Annotated in this window: 14 protein-coding genes; 6 read left to right on the top strand and 8 right to left on the bottom strand. The window is 63.6% G+C overall.

The features are described 5' to 3' along the window. Positions 1-184 precede the first annotated feature (184 nt). Positions 185-1,729: a methyl-accepting chemotaxis protein gene (locus tag ENGE1_RS09170; protein WP_048253435.1), complete on the top strand. Its 1,545-nt coding sequence runs from the start codon at positions 185-187 to the stop codon at positions 1,727-1,729. A 5-nt stretch (positions 1,730-1,734) separates the two neighbouring features. On the opposite strand, the gene yghU is transcribed toward ENGE1_RS09170, so the two are convergent. Continuing rightward, complete coding sequence (yghU, locus tag ENGE1_RS09165) at positions 1,735-2,601, bottom strand: glutathione-dependent disulfide-bond oxidoreductase (RefSeq protein ID WP_045287432.1); 867 nt, start codon at positions 2,599-2,601, stop codon at positions 1,735-1,737. An 86-nt stretch (positions 2,602-2,687) separates the two neighbouring features. Next, positions 2,688-3,230, bottom strand: a complete 543-nt coding sequence (locus ENGE1_RS09160; RefSeq protein WP_048253434.1) for a DsbA family protein — start codon at positions 3,228-3,230, stop codon at positions 2,688-2,690. Between the two features lie 154 nt (positions 3,231-3,384). On the opposite strand from ENGE1_RS09160, the gene gss reads away from it, so the two are divergent. The 3 genes from gss (at position 3,385) to ENGE1_RS09145 (ending at position 6,374) form a co-directional block, all read left to right on the top strand. Further along, the gene (gss, locus tag ENGE1_RS09155; RefSeq protein ID WP_043081982.1) at positions 3,385-5,244 is read left to right on the top strand and encodes a bifunctional glutathionylspermidine amidase/synthase; all 1,860 of its coding nucleotides are present in this window, start codon (positions 3,385-3,387) and stop codon (positions 5,242-5,244) included. A 135-nt stretch (positions 5,245-5,379) separates the two neighbouring features. Further along, positions 5,380-5,715: a DMT family transporter gene (locus ENGE1_RS09150; protein ID WP_043081984.1), complete on the top strand. Its 336-nt coding sequence runs from the start codon at positions 5,380-5,382 to the stop codon at positions 5,713-5,715. Positions 5,716-5,741: 26 nt separating this feature from the next. Beyond that, positions 5,742-6,374, top strand: coding sequence for an ECs1377 family protein (locus ENGE1_RS09145; RefSeq protein WP_048253433.1), 633 nt, complete (start codon positions 5,742-5,744; stop codon positions 6,372-6,374). Here the strand turns inward: ENGE1_RS09145 and ENGE1_RS09140 are convergent. From ENGE1_RS09140 to ENGE1_RS09120, 5 genes are read right to left on the bottom strand one after another with little or no spacing between them, the layout of a single operon-like run. Continuing rightward, complete coding sequence (locus ENGE1_RS09140) at positions 6,371-8,104, bottom strand: acetyl/propionyl/methylcrotonyl-CoA carboxylase subunit alpha (protein ID WP_048253432.1); 1,734 nt, start codon at positions 8,102-8,104, stop codon at positions 6,371-6,373. The genes ENGE1_RS09145 and ENGE1_RS09140 overlap by 4 nt on opposite strands. After that, positions 8,097-9,665: a 5-oxoprolinase subunit B/C family protein gene (locus tag ENGE1_RS09135; protein ID WP_048253431.1), complete on the bottom strand. Its 1,569-nt coding sequence runs from the start codon at positions 9,663-9,665 to the stop codon at positions 8,097-8,099. Before ENGE1_RS09135 ends, ENGE1_RS09140 begins: the two co-directional genes overlap by 8 nt. Before the next feature lies 1 nt (position 9,666). Then, entirely contained in the window at positions 9,667-10,473 is an 807-nt protein-coding gene (locus tag ENGE1_RS09130; RefSeq protein WP_048253430.1) for a putative hydro-lyase, read from the bottom strand. Beyond that, on the bottom strand, positions 10,470-11,237 hold the full coding sequence (locus tag ENGE1_RS09125) for a LamB/YcsF family protein (RefSeq protein WP_048253429.1): 768 nt from the start codon (positions 11,235-11,237) through the stop codon (positions 10,470-10,472). Before ENGE1_RS09125 ends, ENGE1_RS09130 begins: the two co-directional genes overlap by 4 nt. Further along, positions 11,237-12,478 (bottom strand): NRAMP family divalent metal transporter, encoded by a 1,242-nt coding sequence (locus tag ENGE1_RS09120; protein ID WP_048253428.1) that lies wholly within the window; start codon positions 12,476-12,478, stop codon positions 11,237-11,239. Before ENGE1_RS09120 ends, ENGE1_RS09125 begins: the two co-directional genes overlap by 1 nt. Before the next feature lie 308 nt (positions 12,479-12,786). Here ENGE1_RS09120 and ENGE1_RS09115 point away from each other — a divergent pair, with 308 nt between their 5' ends. After that, positions 12,787-13,449, top strand: coding sequence for a GntR family transcriptional regulator (locus tag ENGE1_RS09115; RefSeq protein ID WP_048253427.1), 663 nt, complete (start codon positions 12,787-12,789; stop codon positions 13,447-13,449). Between the two features lie 64 nt (positions 13,450-13,513). Here ENGE1_RS09115 and ENGE1_RS09110 read toward each other — a convergent pair whose 3' ends face one another. Next, the gene (locus ENGE1_RS09110; protein WP_043081992.1) at positions 13,514-13,723 is read right to left on the bottom strand and encodes a YdgH/BhsA/McbA-like domain containing protein; all 210 of its coding nucleotides are present in this window, start codon (positions 13,721-13,723) and stop codon (positions 13,514-13,516) included. 418 nt (positions 13,724-14,141) lie between these two features. Here ENGE1_RS09110 and ENGE1_RS09105 point away from each other — a divergent pair, with 418 nt between their 5' ends. After that, on the top strand, positions 14,142-15,806 hold the full coding sequence (locus tag ENGE1_RS09105; protein ID WP_048253426.1) for a ShlB/FhaC/HecB family hemolysin secretion/activation protein: 1,665 nt from the start codon (positions 14,142-14,144) through the stop codon (positions 15,804-15,806). Positions 15,807-15,821 lie beyond the last annotated feature (15 nt).

Here is a 15,821-nt window from a genome sequence, read left to right as displayed (position 1 = left end):
TTCTATACAGTCTATACAGCGGACGCCCGGCGGTAACCTGGCGGGATCGCATAAAGACGCTTTCAGGACATTATTCTGTTTACAAAAAGATCATACGAAACGTTATAACTATTTCATTCCCTGCCGATAACCGGATTGACGTGACATAGATCACCTTAATTAACCGATTTTTCCGGGGGAATATATGAATCTGCTGCGTAACTTCACTATCAGGCGGGTGATGCTGATCACTCTGAGCATTTTTGCGCTGCTGTGGTCCGGCGTCGGCGGCTACAGCATATGGTCACTGTCGCAGGTGGCCAAAGGTAACGATACCGATCGGCAGTTGGTGAACCAGATGCTGCTGCTCAGCGAAGGTAACGACCGCTACTTTCGCTTTATCACCCGCCTCAACCGCGCCATGACCGGCCGGACGGCTGATTTCGCGCCGGCGCAGCAGGCGCTTGATCAGATGCGCAGCCGCCTTGATGACTTTAAACAGGTCTCTCCGGGGCCGATGACCCCGGCCGTCTCCGCAGAGCTTATCGCCCGCTGGCAGACGCTGCTGGATGAAGGGGCCGCGCCGCAGATGGCGCAGGCTAAGGCCGGCAACGTCGAGGCGTGGCGCGCGCTGGCGCAAAACACCACCCCGGCGCTTAGCCGGGCGTTTTCCGCCAGCTCAGAGAAATTCACGGCCCAGGCCGGTAAAAAGCTGGCGCAGACCCGGTTAACGGTAGACCACCTGACCAGAGTGACCCGCACCCTGATCATGGCGGCGGTCATTACTGGCCTGCTGCTGCTGCTGTTCTCGGACCGCTATCTGGTCGCGATGCTGGTCAGGCCCCTGGAGCGGGTGCGTCAGCACTTCCGCCAGATGGCGCAGGGGGATCTTAGCCAGCCGATGGAGGAGATTGGCCGCAATTGCATCGGCCAGGTGGTGCCTATCCTCAACGACATGCAGCACAGCCTCAGCGCGGCGGTCAGCGCCATCCGCAGCGGCAGCGAGAATATCTGGCGTGGCGCGACGGAAATTGCGGCGGGCAATACCAATCTGTCGCAGCGCACCGAAGAGCAGGCGGCGGCGCTCGAAGAGACCGCCGCCAGCATGGAGCAGCTCACCGCCGCCGTGCAGCGCAACGCCGAGAGCGCCCGGCAGGCCAGCCGGCTGGCGTCCTCATCGGCGCAGTCGGCGTCGGAAGGCAGCAAGCTGGTGACCGCCGTGGTGGAAAAAATGTCCGGCATCTCGCAAAGCTCGGCGCGGATCGCCGAAATCACCGACGTTATCAACAGCATCGCCTTCCAGACCAATATTCTGGCGCTCAACGCCGCCGTGGAGGCGGCCCGTGCGGGCGAGCAGGGCAGGGGCTTTGCGGTGGTGGCGAGCGAAGTGCGCAATCTGGCCAGCCGCAGCGCCCAGGCGGCGAAGGAGATTGAAGGGCTGATCGCGGAATCCACCGCCCAGGTCGCCGGCGGTGTCTCACTGGTGAACGATACCGGCACCGCCATGCAGCAGATAATGCAGTCGGTGGGCGAGGTGGCAACCCTTGTGCAGGAGATCGCCGGGGCTTCTGATGAGCAGAGCAGGGGGATTTCCCAGGTCGGGATTGCGATTACTCAGATGGACGGTGTGACCCAGCAGAACGCCTCGCTGGTGGAGGAGGTCTCCAGCGCCTCATCGGCGCTGGAGACGCAGACCGATGCCCTGCAGCAGGCGGTGCAGCGCTTCCGCCTGGCGCAGGAGATGGCCTGACGGCGTTAGCCCTGGCGCTTGTCTTCCGTGTTGGTATCAAAATCGCCGGCGTTGTGGCGCTCGTGCAGCTGTTCGCTGAGCGGCCCCTGGGCGCGGTTGACAATGCGCCCGCGCTTCACCGCCGGGCGGCTGCCCACGTCCTGCGCCCAGCGCAGCACGTTCTTATAGCTCTGCGCGTCGAGGAACTCCGCCGCGTTGTAGGCGCCGCCGAGCACCAGATTGCCGTACCACGGCCAGATGGCGATATCGGCGATAGTGTACTCTTCGCCGGCGATATAGCGGCCCCGCGCCAGCTGTTTATCCAGCACGTCGAGCTGGCGCTTCGCCTCCATAGTGAAGCGGTCGATGGCGTACTCGATTTTTACCGGCGCGTAGTTGTAGAAGTGGCCGAAGCCGCCGCCGAGGTAGGGCGCCGAGCCCTGCAGCCAGAACAGCCAGTTCAGCGTCTCGGTGCGCCCGGCCAGATCTTTGGGCAGGAAGTGGCCAAACTTCTCGGCTAAGTAGAGCAGAATATTGCCGGACTCGAAGACCCGCAGCGGCGGCGTGACGGAGCGATCGCTGAGCGCGGGGATCTTAGAGTTGGGGTTCACCTCAACAAAGCCGCTGGAGAACTGATCGCCTTCGCCGATGCGGATCATCCAGGCATCGTACTCGGCGCCGGTGACGCCCAGCGCCAGCAGCTCCTCCAGCAAAATAGTGACCTTCTGACCGTTGGGCGTGCCCAGGGAGTAGAGCTGCAGCGGATGGTTGCCGACCGGCAGCGCTTTTTCGTGGGTGGCGCCGGAGACGGGGCGGTTGATACTGGCGAACGCGCCGCCGCTGCTTTGTTTCCATTCCCAGACTTTGGGCGGTTGGTAGCTGTTGTCAGACATCGTAGAACCTGCCTTGTGGTTGTGGATCAATTAAGCGAGTGTAGCAGTGGGGCGCGCCGGGCCTTAACCCTTTGCGCCTTTATCGCTCAGGCCATAATCCTTTCTGCCCAGGCGCTGATATCATCGCCGCTGCCGAGATCGGCCTGCACCAGGCCGTTGACCATAAAGGTCGGCGAGACGTGGATACCGTTCTGCCGGGCGTATTTACAGTGCCACTTGATCGCCGTCTGCAGTTCAGGCACCGCAAAGGCCTCGCGCACGCGCACGCCGCTGTAGCGCTCCAGGCGGTCAATAATCTGCTCCGGCGTCGCCTGCATATTGGGCCCGGCGCAGTGGTCGGTAAACTCAAACTCCTCCCGGTGGTCCGCCACCGCCTGCATCACCCGCTTGGCGGCGGCCTTGCCCTCCGGCAGCGTTGACGCGGCGAGAATGCAGCGCACAATCACCCCGGAGAACAGGTGCCAGGGCTGCGACTGCAGACGGATTTTTACCGTTACGTTCTCCTCGCCGAGCGTGTCCAGCAGGGCGTCAAGCTTGTTGAACGCCTTGACCGAAAACGGGCAGGTGGGTTCCAGAAAGACTTCAAAGGTATTCGGGCCGTGGCCCCACTCCAGCGGCTGTGCCTGCATAGCGACTCCTGATTAGCATGTTGTCCGGCGATAATATTTTTGTTCGAGTGTATGATTAAGCCACTTCTGTCACAGTAGCAACACTCCGCAGACGACAATGACCCGGTGCCACTCGCCGCCTGCCTTTTTTTAGTTAATGACTTAGGTTGGAACAATGAGTACAGGAAAGTCCAGTAGCGATGCGCCGTTTGGCACATTATTAGGATATGCCCCAGGCGGCGTTGCCATTTACTCTTCGAACTACAGCAGCCTCGTTCCGCGGCCCTCCCGCGACGATCCCGCCTTTCGTAGCTACATCGACAACGAATACATGGGCCACAAGTGGCAGTGCGTGGAGTTCGCCCGCCGCTTTCTGTTCCTCACCTACGGCTTTGTGTTTACCGACGTCGGCATGGCCTATGAGATCTTCTCCCTGCGCTTTCTGCGCCAGGTGGTGAACGACAACCTGCTGCCGCTGCAGGCCTTTGCCAACGGCTCCCGCCGGGCGCCGGAGGCCGGATCGCTGCTGATCTGGCAGAAGGGCGGCGAGTTTCACGAGACCGGGCACGTGGCGGTCATCACCCAGCTGGTGGGCGACAAGGTGCGCATCGCCGAACAGAACGTCATTCACCAGCCGCTGCCCCAGGGCCAGCAGTGGACCCGCGAGCTGACCCTGACGGTACAGGACGGCCGCTACACGCTGCATGACACCTTCGACGACACCGAGATCCTCGGCTGGATGATCCAGACCGACGACGCGCGCGGCGGCCTGCCGCAGCCGGAAGTGGCGAGCGGGACGCTGAAAATTAACGGCGCGCGGCTTGAGGATAAGGGGCAGTTCAGCGGCAAATGGCTCGACGAACGGGACCCGCTGCAGGCCGCCTACGTGAAGGCCAACGGCCACTTCATCAACCACGATCCGCTCCACTACTACACCATCAGCGAGTCCGCCGAGCAGGAGCTGATCAAGGCTACCAATGAAGTTCATCTGATGTACCTCCACGCTACCGACAAGGTGATGAAGGACGACAGCCTGCTGGCGCTGTTCGACATTCCGAAGATCCTCTGGCCGCGCCTGCGCCTGTCGTGGCAGCGCCGCCGCCACGACATGATCACCGGGCGAATGGACTTCTGCATGGACGAGCGCGGACTGAAGGTGTACGAGTACAACGCTGACTCCGCCTCCTGCCACACCGAGGGCGGCCTGATCCTCGAGCGCTGGGCGCAGACCGGCTATACGGGCAGCGGCTACAACCCGGCGGAAGATCTGCTGAGCCAGCTCACCGCCGCGTGGCAGCACAGCTCCGCCCGCCCGTTCGTCCACATCATGCAGGATAAAGATCTGGAGGAGAGCTACCACGCCCTGTTTATGCAGGAAGCGCTGACCCGGGCCGGCTTTGACAGCAAGATCCTCTGCGGGCTGGACGAGCTGGGCTGGGATCCCGCCGGGCAGCTTATCGACGGCGACGGCCGGCTGGTCAACTGCGTATGGAAAACCTGGGCCTGGGAGACGGCCATCGAGCAGGTGCGCGAGGTGAGCGAAACCGAATACGCGGCGGTGCCGATCCGCACCGGCCATCCGGACAACCAGGTGCGGCTGATCGACGTCCTGCTGCGCCCGGAAGTGATGGTCTTTGAGCCGCTGTGGACCGTGGTGCCCGGCAACAAGGCGATTCTGCCGGTGCTGTGGCAGCTGTTCCCGCATCATCACTACCTGCTGGATACCGACTTCGCGGTCAACGACGAGCTGGCGAAAACCGGCTACGCGGTGAAGCCCATCTCCGGGCGCTGCGGCAGCAATATCGACCTTATCAGCCACGATGCCGGGCTGCTGGACCAGAGCAGCGGCCAGTTTGTCGATCGCAAAAACATCTACCAGCAGCTGTGGTGCCTGCCGAAAGTGGACGGCAAGTATATCCAGGTCTGCACCTTCACCGTCGGCGGCAGCTACGCCGGCAGCTGTCTGCGCGGCGATGAAACGCTGGTGGTCAAAAAAGAGAGCGACATCGAGCCGCTGATTGTCGAAAAACGCTAGTAGCGCTGCCGCCGGGACGGGCACTCCCGGCGGCAGATTATTACCCGCCGCCGACGCTGCTCCATACACTTGTTTACACTCCTGTTATTGCCGATTATTCTTCCACAAATCGCCGTGCTGAACAGGGATATCTCCATGCAGAAAACCTGGCTTATTTTGCTGGTTTCTATCGTCGCGGAAACGCTGGCAACCTCGATGATTAAAGCTTCAATGGGCTTTACCCGCCTGCTGCCTTCGCTGGCGGTGGTTACGGGCTATATCATCTCTTTTTACGGCCTCTCTCAGGTCGTGAAAGTAATGAACTTAGGCGTTGCCTATGCTATCTGGGCGGGCGTGGGCATATGCCTGGTCTCCCTGCTGTCGTGGCTGCTCTTCAATCAGCGTCTCGATCTGCCGGCCGTGGCGGGCATTACGCTGATTATTGCCGGCGTGGTAGTCATTCAGCTCTTTTCTAAAACGGTGACCCACTAGCGTTAATCTGCGGAAAGGGAATAGCGATGGCAGAGCGTATTGATTACCAGATAGAAAAATACCAGTTCACGGCGCTCAATGAAGATCCGCGCCTGACCCGCCAGTGGGCCGAAGTTATCACCGAATGTCAGCAGAGCCGGGCGGGCAGCGAAGAGCGCCTGCGCATTGCGCTGCTCAATGTCGATTACGTCACAAGCTTTGAACTTCCCTTCCGGCTGCTGCTGATCCGCGCCCCGCAGCTGGTTGCCGGGATGCGCGAAACGCTTGCCATCAGCCAGAAAAGCGCGGTGTTTAACGATAAGCGCTTCGGCTGCGTCTACAGCCTGAAAACCGGGCTTGGCGATATTCCCGACGCTTTTCACTACCGCCTCTCCACCCGCATCCGCCGGGTCGCGCCCGGCGGCAGCGACGCCGCGCCCTTCCAGCAGATAGCCAAAGAGACCAAAGCCCCGCGCGAGCGGCTGAAAAAGGCGCTGGAGGCCGGGCTGTCGGTGACCGCGCTGGACGGGTTATTCTGGTTCGGCATTCAGCGCATCGCCGCCGACGTGCTGCGGCTCAGAAAGAGCGGAATGGGCATCATGACCGCCGAGACGGAGGTCTCCGACAGCCTGACCGGCACCACGCGGCTGGTGCCGGTGTATCGCCTGACCCGGCGTTAGCGAATGTTCCCAAGCGTCGCGCCCGCGCTGGCCTGCTCTCCGGCGGACACCGCGCGGCGCAGTACGCCGCTGCGGCCCGCCAGTACCTGAACCTCCATCTTCATCGCCTCCATCACCGCCACCGGCTCGCCCGCGGCGACGGCGGCGCCGTCCTCCGCCAGCCAGCGGTGCAGCACGCCGGAGATCGGCGCCGCCACATCCCCCTCGTCCGCCGCAGCGGCCGGTGCCGCCGGAGCTGGAGACGCCCCCTGCGGCGCGGCCAGCAGCCCGGCGGGAATGCCCAGCGCCACCCGCCGGCCGTCCAGCTCGATCCAGGTGCGGGTCAGCGGCGCGTCCTGCACCGGCAGCGGGCGCGGGGCGATCTGTACCCGCTCGCTGAACGCCGTCTCTATCCAGCGGGTATGGACGGCAAACGTGTCGGTGAAGTCCGGCTCGTCGATCACCGCCCGGTGAAACGGCAGCACCGAGGCCACGCCCTCAATCTGAAATTCGGCCAGCGCGCGCCGCGCCCGGGCAATGGCCTGCTCGCGGGTCGCGCCGGTGACGATAAGCTTCGCCATCAGCGAGTCGTAGCTGCCCGGCACGCTGCCGCCGCTCTCCACGCCGCTGTCTACCCGCACGCCCGGCCCGGAAGGAGGAGCGAAGCGCGTCACCGCGCCCGGCGTCGGCAGGAAGCCGCGCCCGGCATCTTCGGCATTAATGCGAAACTCCAGCGCGTGGCCGCGCGGCGCGGGCGTCTCTCTTATCGACAGCGGCAGCCCCTGGGCTACCCGCAGCTGTTCGAGCACCAGATCGACGCCCGCCGTCTCTTCCGTCACCGGATGCTCCACCTGCAGGCGGGTATTCACTTCGAGGAACGAGAGGGTGCCGTCGCGGCTCAGCAGAAACTCCACCGTGCCGGCACCGACGTAGCCCGCTTCGCGGCAGATGGCGACCGCCGAGCGGTGAATGGCCTCGCGCTGGGCGTCGCTGATAAACGGCGCCGGGGCCTCCTCCACCAGCTTCTGGTTGCGCCGCTGCAGTGAGCAGTCGCGGGTGCCGACGGCCACCACGCAGCCGTGCCCGTCGGCCATAATCTGCGCCTCAATGTGGCGCGGCTGGTCCAGGTACTGCTCGACGTAGCACTCTCCGCGCCCGAAGGCGGTCTGCGCTTCGCTGACGGCGGAGGCAAACAGCTCGGGGATCTCCTCCAGCGTCCAGGCCACCTTGAGGCCGCGCCCGCCGCCGCCGAATGCCGCCTTGATGGCGACCGGTAGGCCGTGCTCGCGGGCAAAATCCACCACCTCCCGCGCGCTCTCTACCGGATCGGCGGTGCCCTTCACCAGCGGCGCGCCCACCTTCAGGGCGATCCTGCGCGCCTGCACTTTGTCGCCAAGCCGGGCGATGCTCTCCGGCGGCGGGCCGATCCAGATAAGCCCCGCCTCCTGCACCGCGCGGGCAAAGTCGGCCCGCTCGGAGAGGAAGCCGTAGCCGGGATGCACCATCGTGGCGCCGCTGCGGCGGGCAACGTCGAGCAGCGCCGCAATATTGAGGTAGGTCTCTTTCGGCGCCACGCCCGGCAGGGCGAAGGCCTGATCCGCCATCGCGACGTGCAGGGCGTCGGCGTCGGGATCGGCGTACACCGCCACCGACGCCATCCCGGCATCGCGGCAGGCGCGAATAACGCGCACGGCAATTTCGCCCCGGTTGGCGATCAGCACTTTATGGCGGGGCTGGGCTAAATCAGTCATCGTTACGGTGCTCCTGCAGGTCGATAAAAGGGGAGATCGGATTAAAGCGAATACCGCATCCTGGCGGGATCTGTCCGGCGAGGTCGAGGTGGTGCGGCGCCACGGCGGCGATGACCGGATAGCCGCCGGTCAGCGGATGATCGTTGAGAAACAGCACCGGCTGGCCGCTGGCCGGCACCTGGATAGCGCCGGCGCAGGTGCCTTCGCTGGGCAGCTCCTGCTGTCGGCTGCGGGTCAGCGCCCGCTCGCCCGCAAGGCGCAGGCCGATGCGATTGGACTGGGCGGTCACCTGCCAGACTTGCGTCGTCAGCAGGCGCTGCGCGCCGTCGTCAAACCAGTCGGTGCGCGGCCCGGCAATGATGTCCAGGGTAACGGTCTCGCCGGGCGCGGGCAGCGCGCAGCGCGTGGCCGACAGCGCCACACTGCCGGTCCTCGCCTGAGGATCCAGACCGATCCGGTCCCCGGCGCGCAGCGGCGCAGGCCCTACCTGCGCGAGGGTATCGAAGGCCGCGCTGGCCAGCACCGGGGCAGGCGCGCTGACGCCGCGAATGGCCAGATAGCTGCGCACGCCGCGCCGGGCGGGACCGAGGCGCAGCACGTCTCCGGCCCGCACGGCGAAGGGGTGATGCATCGGCAGCGGGTGCGCGGCGTTAAGCGTCAGCGCGCAGTCGGCGCCGGTGACCGCCAGCACCAGGTCCCGTTCGGCCCTGGCCGCAAAGCCGCCGAAGGCTATCTCCAGCGCGGGCGTCTGCGCGGCGTTGCCCACCAGCCGGTTGGCGTCCCGCCAGGCGGTTTTGTCCATCGCTCCGGATTCGGCGACGCCCATATTGGCCTGCCCCCGGCGCCCGCCGTCCTGCCAGATTGTCAGCAGGCCCGGGGCGACGATCGTCAGCGCCGCGTCGGCTACCGGCGTCGGCGCTGCGGCCGGGGGCAGGGAGACGATCTTCCCGCCGCCGTCGGCCACGAAGCGCACCTCCGCGCCCGGCTGCAGCAGCGCCGGCGGGCGGCGGGCGATATCCCACATCGGCGTATCGGTGGTGCCGATCAGCTGCCAGCCGCCGGGGCTGGCCTGCGGATAGATGCCGCTGAACTCGCCCGCCAGCCCCAGCGAGCCTGCGGGGATGCGGGTACGCGGCGTCGTCCTGCGCGGCACCTCATAGTCCCAGCCGGGGCTGACCATATAGGCAAAGCCCGGCGCAAAGCCGGTAAAGGCCACTTTCCAGCGCAGGGACTGGTGCGCCTCAATAAGTTCAGCCGCGCTGACGCCGAGCCGCTCGGCAAGCGCGGGCAGATCCTCGCCGTCGTAGCGCACCGCGACGCTTATCTGCGGCACGCTGCGCCCGGTGCCTGCCGCCACCGGCAGGGCGGCAATCGCGGCGATAAGGGCGCGGGCCGAGGTCAGCCAGGGCGAGAAGTGAACCAGCACGGTGCGCGCGGCAGGCACCAGCTCGTCGACGCCGGGCAGGGCGGCCTGCCGCAGAGTGTCAAAGAGGGCCAGCGTCTCGTCGAGACTCGCCAGTTCAATCAGAAAACTGTCGCTGTTGACGGGCAAAAAACGCACGTTATGCTCCCTGCCAGGCGGCATCTGGTATATCGGTAATAAACATGTGCCCCGGCGCGTGGCTGATGGCGAAGGGAACGCCGGAGCGCATCACCGCCGCCTGGGGCGTCACGCCGCAGGCCCAGAAGACCGGGATCTCGCCCGGCTCGATGCGCACCGCATCGCCAAAGTCGGGGTGCTGAAGATCGGCAATGCCGAGCAGATGCGGTTCGCCAATATGCACCGGCGCGCCGTGCACCGCCGGAAAGCGGCCGCTGATGGTCACCGCGTCGCTGACGCGATCGGCGGGGATCGGGCGCATGGAGACCACCAGCTCGCCGGAAAGTCGCCCGGCGGGGCGGCACTGGCGGCTGGTTTTGTACATCGGCACATTGCAGCCGTCGGTGATGTGGCGGATCTCGATCCCGGCTTCGCGCAGCGGGGTCTCAAAGGTAAAGCTGCAGCCGATCAGGAAAGTGACCAGATCCGGATGCTGGCGCCACAGCGCCGTAGCGTCGGTGACTTCGTCCACCAGCCGGCCCTGCTCCCAGACGCGGTAGCGCGGAATATCGCTGCGCAGATCGGCCCCTTCCGCCAGCGGCGTGCGGTAATCACCGGCTTCAATAACGTCGAGTACCGGACAGCTCTGCGGATTGCGCTGGGCGTAGAGCAGAAAATCAAACGCCCAGTCGCGGGGGAGGCAGATCATATTGGCCTGGGTCATCCCCGGGGCCATCCCGGCGGTCGGCCTGTCGAACCCGCCGCGGATCGCCGCCCGCGCCTCCCGGGCGGCAGCAATCGCCTGGCGGCTGGCTTTAATCAGCCTCATGGCATCTCCACGAACGGACGGATAGCGATGCCGCTGGTTTCCAGCAGGGCGCGGGTCTGGCGCGCCATCTCAATGGCGCCGGGGCTGTCGCCGTGAACGCAGATGGAATCTGCCGCGATAGCGGTGAATTCGCCCTCAATCGAGGTGACGCCGCCGTCCTGCAGCAGCTGCAGCGTGCGCCGGGCCACCTGCTGCGGGTCGTGCAGCACCGCGCCCGGCTCGCGGCGGGAGACCAGGCTGCCGTCGCGGTGATAGGCGCGGTCGGCGAACGCTTCGGCGACGGTGCGCAGGCCCGCCTCTGCGGCAAGGGTCAGCACGCGCGATCCGGCGAGGCCGACCAGCGGCAGCGTGGCGTCGACGGCCAGAATCGCGTCAATCACCGCCCGCGCCTGGCGCTCGTTACCGGCGATGGTGTTGTACAGCGCCCCGTGCGGCTTCACGTAGCGCACGCGGGTGCCCGCCGCCGCCGCCAGCCCCTGCAGGGCGCCGATCTGGTAGATAACGTCGGCGAACAGCTCATCGCGGCTGAGATCCATATTGCGGCGGCCGAAGCCCACCAGGTCCGGGTAGGCGACGTGGGCCCCCACGGCGACGCCGCCGCGGGCCGCGGCGCGCAGGGTGGCGAGGATCACATCCGGGGAACCGGCGTGAAAGCCGCAGGCGACGTTCGCGCTGCTGACCAGCGGCAGGATGGCGGCATCGTCGCCGAGGCGCCACTGGCCGTAGCTTTCGCCGAGGTCGCTATTTAAATCAATACAGTGCATCAGACAATCTCCAGGAAGCTAAAAATGGTGCCGACAGAGAGGGCGGCCATGTACCAGGTCAGGGCGCAGATGATCAGCCCGCTCCACAGTAGCCAGCGCGGATAGCGGTAGCCCTTCATCAGGTCGCTGCGTTTCCAGCCGACATAGAGGAAGATGGTCAGCCCCACCGGCAGCACCAGGCCGTTAAAGCCGCCGGCAAACACCAGCAGGGCGGCGGGCGCCGTACCGAGCGCCAGATAGACCGCCAGCGAGACGGCAATAAAAATCAGGGTGGCGATATTGCGCTGGCGGTCGGTCATTCCCGCCTTAAACACCGTCATAAAGGAGACGGAAGTATAGGCCGCGCCGATCACGCTGGTGATCGCCGCCGCCCAGAAGATAAAGCCAAATACGCGCACGCCAAACTCGCCCAGCGCGTAGCGGAATGCCTGCGAGGCCGGGTTGGCCGCCTGGCCGGAAAGATCGAGGGTTACGCCGCTGGCGACCACGCCGAGGATCGCCAGAAACAGCACGTAGCGCATGATGCCGACCACCAGAATTCCTTTGTTGGCGGCGGAGGAGACGGCCTCTATGTGCTCGGGACCCACCATGCCCTTATCGAGCAGGCGGTGGGCGCCGGCGTAGCAGATATAGCCGCCGACGGTCCCGCCGACGATGGTGGTGATGGTCGCGAAATCGATATGGCCCGGCATCACGGTCTGGAACAGCGCATCGCCTACCGGCGGCTTAGTCACAAACATCACCCCGACAACCATGGCAATCATCAGAATACCGAGTACCACCATCAGCCGATCGATAGCCGTTCCCGCCCGGCGCGAGGAGAAGATGTAGAGCGCAAAGCCGGCGCTGATAAGGCCGCCCCACTTCGGGCTGATGCCGAACATGGCATTCATACCAAGCCCGGCGCCGGCGATATTGCCGATATTGAACACCAGGCCGCCGAAAATCACCAGTACCGCTAGCAGATAGCCGCTGCCCGGCAGGGCGGCGTTGGCCACGTCGGAGGCGCGCATCTGGGTCAGGGTGACGACCCGCCAGATATTCTGCTGCACCACGAAGTCGATAACGATCGAGGCCAGAATACCGAAGGCGAAGGCGGCGCCCATGGTGGCGGTAAAAGCGGTGGTCTGGGTAATAAATCCCGGACCTATCGCGGAGGTGGCCATCAGAAAGATGGCGGCAACCAGCGACGAGCGCCGGTTGCGGAGAAAGGCTTTATCTTCGACTTCCAGAGCGGGCATAAGCGGACTCCTTTGGCTATTGGCAGCGGTGAACGGTTGTCATCATTCAGCCAAGCAATAACCGGACCATTGTTGAGTTATGTGTTGTGTTTGTTAATCAATATTTGTTTTATTGTTGAACAATATCCTGGTGAACGGCCGCAGCGTAGACAATCTCTTTTCGAATTCGCGATGTAAAATTACGACAAAGATCGCATTGCGCCCTGTTGCGGTGCGTGAATTGCACCGTTTAGGTGCGGATTTCGCAGCTTGTCGCTGCCGGAGGATTGTGTGAAGATGGCCGCTCGGTGCGGTCCCCTGGAGAGGAAATGAAAAAAGCAGCGCCCGCGCAGACGCTCATTGAGCGCACGGCACAGACCGTTCGCGCCAGCATTATTGCCGGCGATCTTATTCCCGGAACCCGCCTGTCGGAAGCGCATCTCAGCGAGCAGCTCGGCATTTCGCGCAATACCCTGCGCGAAGTGTTCCGCCTGCTGACCCAGGAGGGCCTGGTGCGCCACGAGCCGCACCGGGGCGTCAGCGTTTCGCTCCCTGACGTGGCGTCGATTATTGACATCTACCGCATCCGGCGGCTGATTGAGTGCGACGCCCTGCGCGGCGCCAGCGCCTTCCACCCGGCGGTAGCGCGCATGGCGGAGGCGGTCGATGCCGCCCGGCAGCACCAGGCAAAGAGCGAATGGCGCAGCGTCGGCACCGAAAACATGGCCTTTCATATCGCGCTGGTTGAGCTGACCGACAGCGAGCGCCTGATGCGCCTCTATCGCCAGGTTTCCGCCGAGCTGCGGCTGGCGTTTGGCCACCTCAACGATCATGCCCTGCTGCACGCGCCCTATATCGAAAAGAACGCCGCGATCCTCGGGCTGCTGCGGGCGGGTAAAAATGGCGAGGCGGCAGAGGCGATGAGCGACTACCTGAACCTCTCTGAGCGTACCGTGCTGGCGGCGCTGGCCCGTCAGCAGCAGGAGCGCTAGTTTCCCGTATAGTGAAAAACAAAACAGGCTGCCCGGTGGCAGCCTGTTTTGTTTTTTTCGGCACTTATTTGCTCAGTTCGGCGGTCATGTGCACGCGGTTATTGAACTGTGCGCTGGTGATTTTGTAGGACGCCCCTTCGGCTGCGGCCTTCGCGGCAATCTGCGCTTCCGCGCGGTCCAGGGTAGAGGCGGTTGCGCTGACGCTCTGGGCAAAGGCGCCGAAGGACATCAGAGAAAGAGCGGCAACAGCAGCAAAAGTTTTGATGGTTTTCATGGTCGTATTCCTTAAGTTATCTGGTCACTGTAGGGCGCTTCGCCCTGATGTGATAAATAATAGGCGGCGGACCGTTTGATTAAAATCGAAACAATTCGCTATAGTTTGTCAGAAAAACTGAATTAAATTGGAATCAGGCATAAAGCTCGTATGGCGGCGTCCGCTGGCCAGGAGGTCACTTCTCGCCAGGCCGGAGGGCAATACTTCCGGCGAATGGGTATAAAAATGGCCGTTTGATATAACTCCGATTGCTAATGTTTATCTTTTGTGAATTAAAATTTACCGCCGATGTTGTTTTTTTGTCCGGAATCGGATATCCATAGACTACAAATGACATTTCTTTACGGTTACATACATTCAAATGGAGTTACGGACATTGGCAAGGATTTTGCTGAAGCACTGGCCCCGTCACGTCGTGATGATAGGGGCAAGCTTTGTCGCCTGGAACACGCAGGCGGCGCCCTTCATCGATCAGCAGCAGCAGCACATCAAAAGCCAGCAGTCGGCAAAAGAGGCGCAGCTTACCCCTGACGCGCCTGATATCTCGCTGAACGAGAGCACCCCGCCTGATGCTGACGGGCCCTTCCCCCAGGAAACACCCTGTTTTTCAATCGATCGCGTCCGCCTGACGGGGCGGGAGGCGTTCCCGCACTGGTTTCCGGCGCAGCGCATTGCCGACGGTGCCGTTGGCCACTGCCTCGGCGTCAAGGGGATTAACCAGCTGATGAGCCGCCTGCAAAACCGGCTGGTTGACCACGGCTGGGTCACCTCCCGGGTGCTGGTGCCGGAGCAGGATCTCAGTAAGGGGGAACTGACCCTGGCGCTGGTGCCGGGAATGCTGCGCCATATCCGCTATGCCGACGGCTCGGATGAGCGCGCCGTGCTCTTTACCTCGGTGCCCGCCCGGGAAGGCCAGCTGCTGGATCTGCGCGATATCGAACAGGGACTGGAGAACCAGCAGCGCCTGCCGACGGTACAGGACAGCATGGAGATCGTTCCCGGCGATAACCCCGGCGAAAGCGATGTGGTTATTACCCGCCACCAGAGCAAACTCTGGCGGGTGAATATGTGGGTCGACAACTCGGGCACCAAAAGCACCGGCCGCAGCCAGGGCGGCGCCATGCTGGCGCTGGATAATCCGTTTGCGCTGAGCGATCTGCTTTACGTCTCCGCCAGCCACGATCTGGGTTTCAAAGGCCGCAAGCAGAGTAAAAACATCAACGGCCACTACTCTGTTCCGCTGGGCTACTGGCTGTTTGAGGTCAATGCCGGGCAGTACAACTACGTGCAGAACGTGGCGGGCTATAACGGCGATATCCGCTACTCGGGCAAAAGCAAAAATCTTAACGTCGGCCTGAGCCGCGTTATTCAGCGTAACGCCAGCGGTAAAACGACGCTGCGCAGCAGCGTTCAGGTTCGCGAGATCCGTAACTACATCGACCACACGGAAATCGAGGTCCAGCGTCGGCGTACCAGCGCCTGGCTGCTGGGGCTCGATCATCGCCACTATATCGGCAACGCGACGATTGACGGCGGCGTCAGCTATCAGCGCGGCACCCGCTGGTTCGGCGCGATGCCCGCTTACGAAGAGCAGTACGAAGACGGCTACGACGCTACGGCAAAAAGCAAAATCCTCACGTGGACCGCGGGGCTCAACTGGCCGTTTGCGCTGGGCAATCAGAATTTCCGCTATCAGATGAACTACCTGCGCCAGATGAGCACCACGCCCCTGACCTCGCCTGATCAGCTGGCCATCGGCAACCGCTGGACGGTGCGCGGGTTCGACGGTGAACGCACGCTGAGCGCCAGCCACGGCTGGTACGTGCAGAATACCCTCGCCTGGCAGACGCCGCTGCCGGAGCAGGAGTTTTACCTCGGGGCCGACTATGGCGAAGTCGGCGGGCGCAGCGATGGCTCGACGCTGCTGGGTCGCCATCTGGCCGGCGGCGTGGCGGGGCTGCGGGGCAATATTTCCGCACTCGGCCTCAGCTATGACGCTTTTGGCGGAACGCCGCTTTCTAAACCGCACGGATTTAAAACAGATTCGGTGACCTTTGGCTTCAGCGTCAGCTGGCAGTACTGAATACAGGGATGAAAG

Source organism: Pluralibacter gergoviae ATCC 33028 = NBRC 105706, assembly GCF_001598855.1.
Classification (GTDB): Bacteria; Pseudomonadota; Gammaproteobacteria; order Enterobacterales; family Enterobacteriaceae; genus Pluralibacter; species Pluralibacter gergoviae.
Note: the sequence above shows the minus strand (reverse complement) of the source record. Positions and strands in the feature narration are given on the sequence as shown.

Excerpts from the sequence above, each read along its gene's own strand:
- ENGE1_RS09160 (WP_048253434.1), bottom strand. The coding sequence starts at position 3,230 with ATGCAGGCACAGCCGCTGGAGTGGGGCCACGGCCCGAATACCTTTGAA.
- ENGE1_RS09115 (WP_048253427.1), top strand. The coding sequence starts at position 12,787 with ATGAAAAAAGCAGCGCCCGCGCAGACGCTCATTGAGCGCACGGCACAG.
- ENGE1_RS09105 (WP_048253426.1), top strand. The coding sequence starts at position 14,142 with ATGATAGGGGCAAGCTTTGTCGCCTGGAACACGCAGGCGGCGCCCTTC.
- ENGE1_RS09125 (WP_048253429.1), bottom strand. The coding sequence starts at position 11,237 with ATGCACTGTATTGATTTAAATAGCGACCTCGGCGAAAGCTACGGCCAG.
- ENGE1_RS09170 (WP_048253435.1), top strand. The coding sequence starts at position 185 with ATGAATCTGCTGCGTAACTTCACTATCAGGCGGGTGATGCTGATCACT.
- ENGE1_RS09145 (WP_048253433.1), top strand. The coding sequence starts at position 5,742 with ATGGCAGAGCGTATTGATTACCAGATAGAAAAATACCAGTTCACGGCG.
- ENGE1_RS09140 (WP_048253432.1), bottom strand. The coding sequence starts at position 8,104 with ATGACTGATTTAGCCCAGCCCCGCCATAAAGTGCTGATCGCCAACCGG.
- gss (WP_043081982.1), top strand. The coding sequence starts at position 3,385 with ATGAGTACAGGAAAGTCCAGTAGCGATGCGCCGTTTGGCACATTATTA.
- yghU (WP_045287432.1), bottom strand. The coding sequence starts at position 2,601 with ATGTCTGACAACAGCTACCAACCGCCCAAAGTCTGGGAATGGAAACAA.
- ENGE1_RS09130 (WP_048253430.1), bottom strand. The coding sequence starts at position 10,473 with ATGAGGCTGATTAAAGCCAGCCGCCAGGCGATTGCTGCCGCCCGGGAG.
- ENGE1_RS09150 (WP_043081984.1), top strand. The coding sequence starts at position 5,380 with ATGCAGAAAACCTGGCTTATTTTGCTGGTTTCTATCGTCGCGGAAACG.
- ENGE1_RS09110 (WP_043081992.1), bottom strand. The coding sequence starts at position 13,723 with ATGAAAACCATCAAAACTTTTGCTGCTGTTGCCGCTCTTTCTCTGATG.
- ENGE1_RS09120 (WP_048253428.1), bottom strand. The coding sequence starts at position 12,478 with ATGCCCGCTCTGGAAGTCGAAGATAAAGCCTTTCTCCGCAACCGGCGC.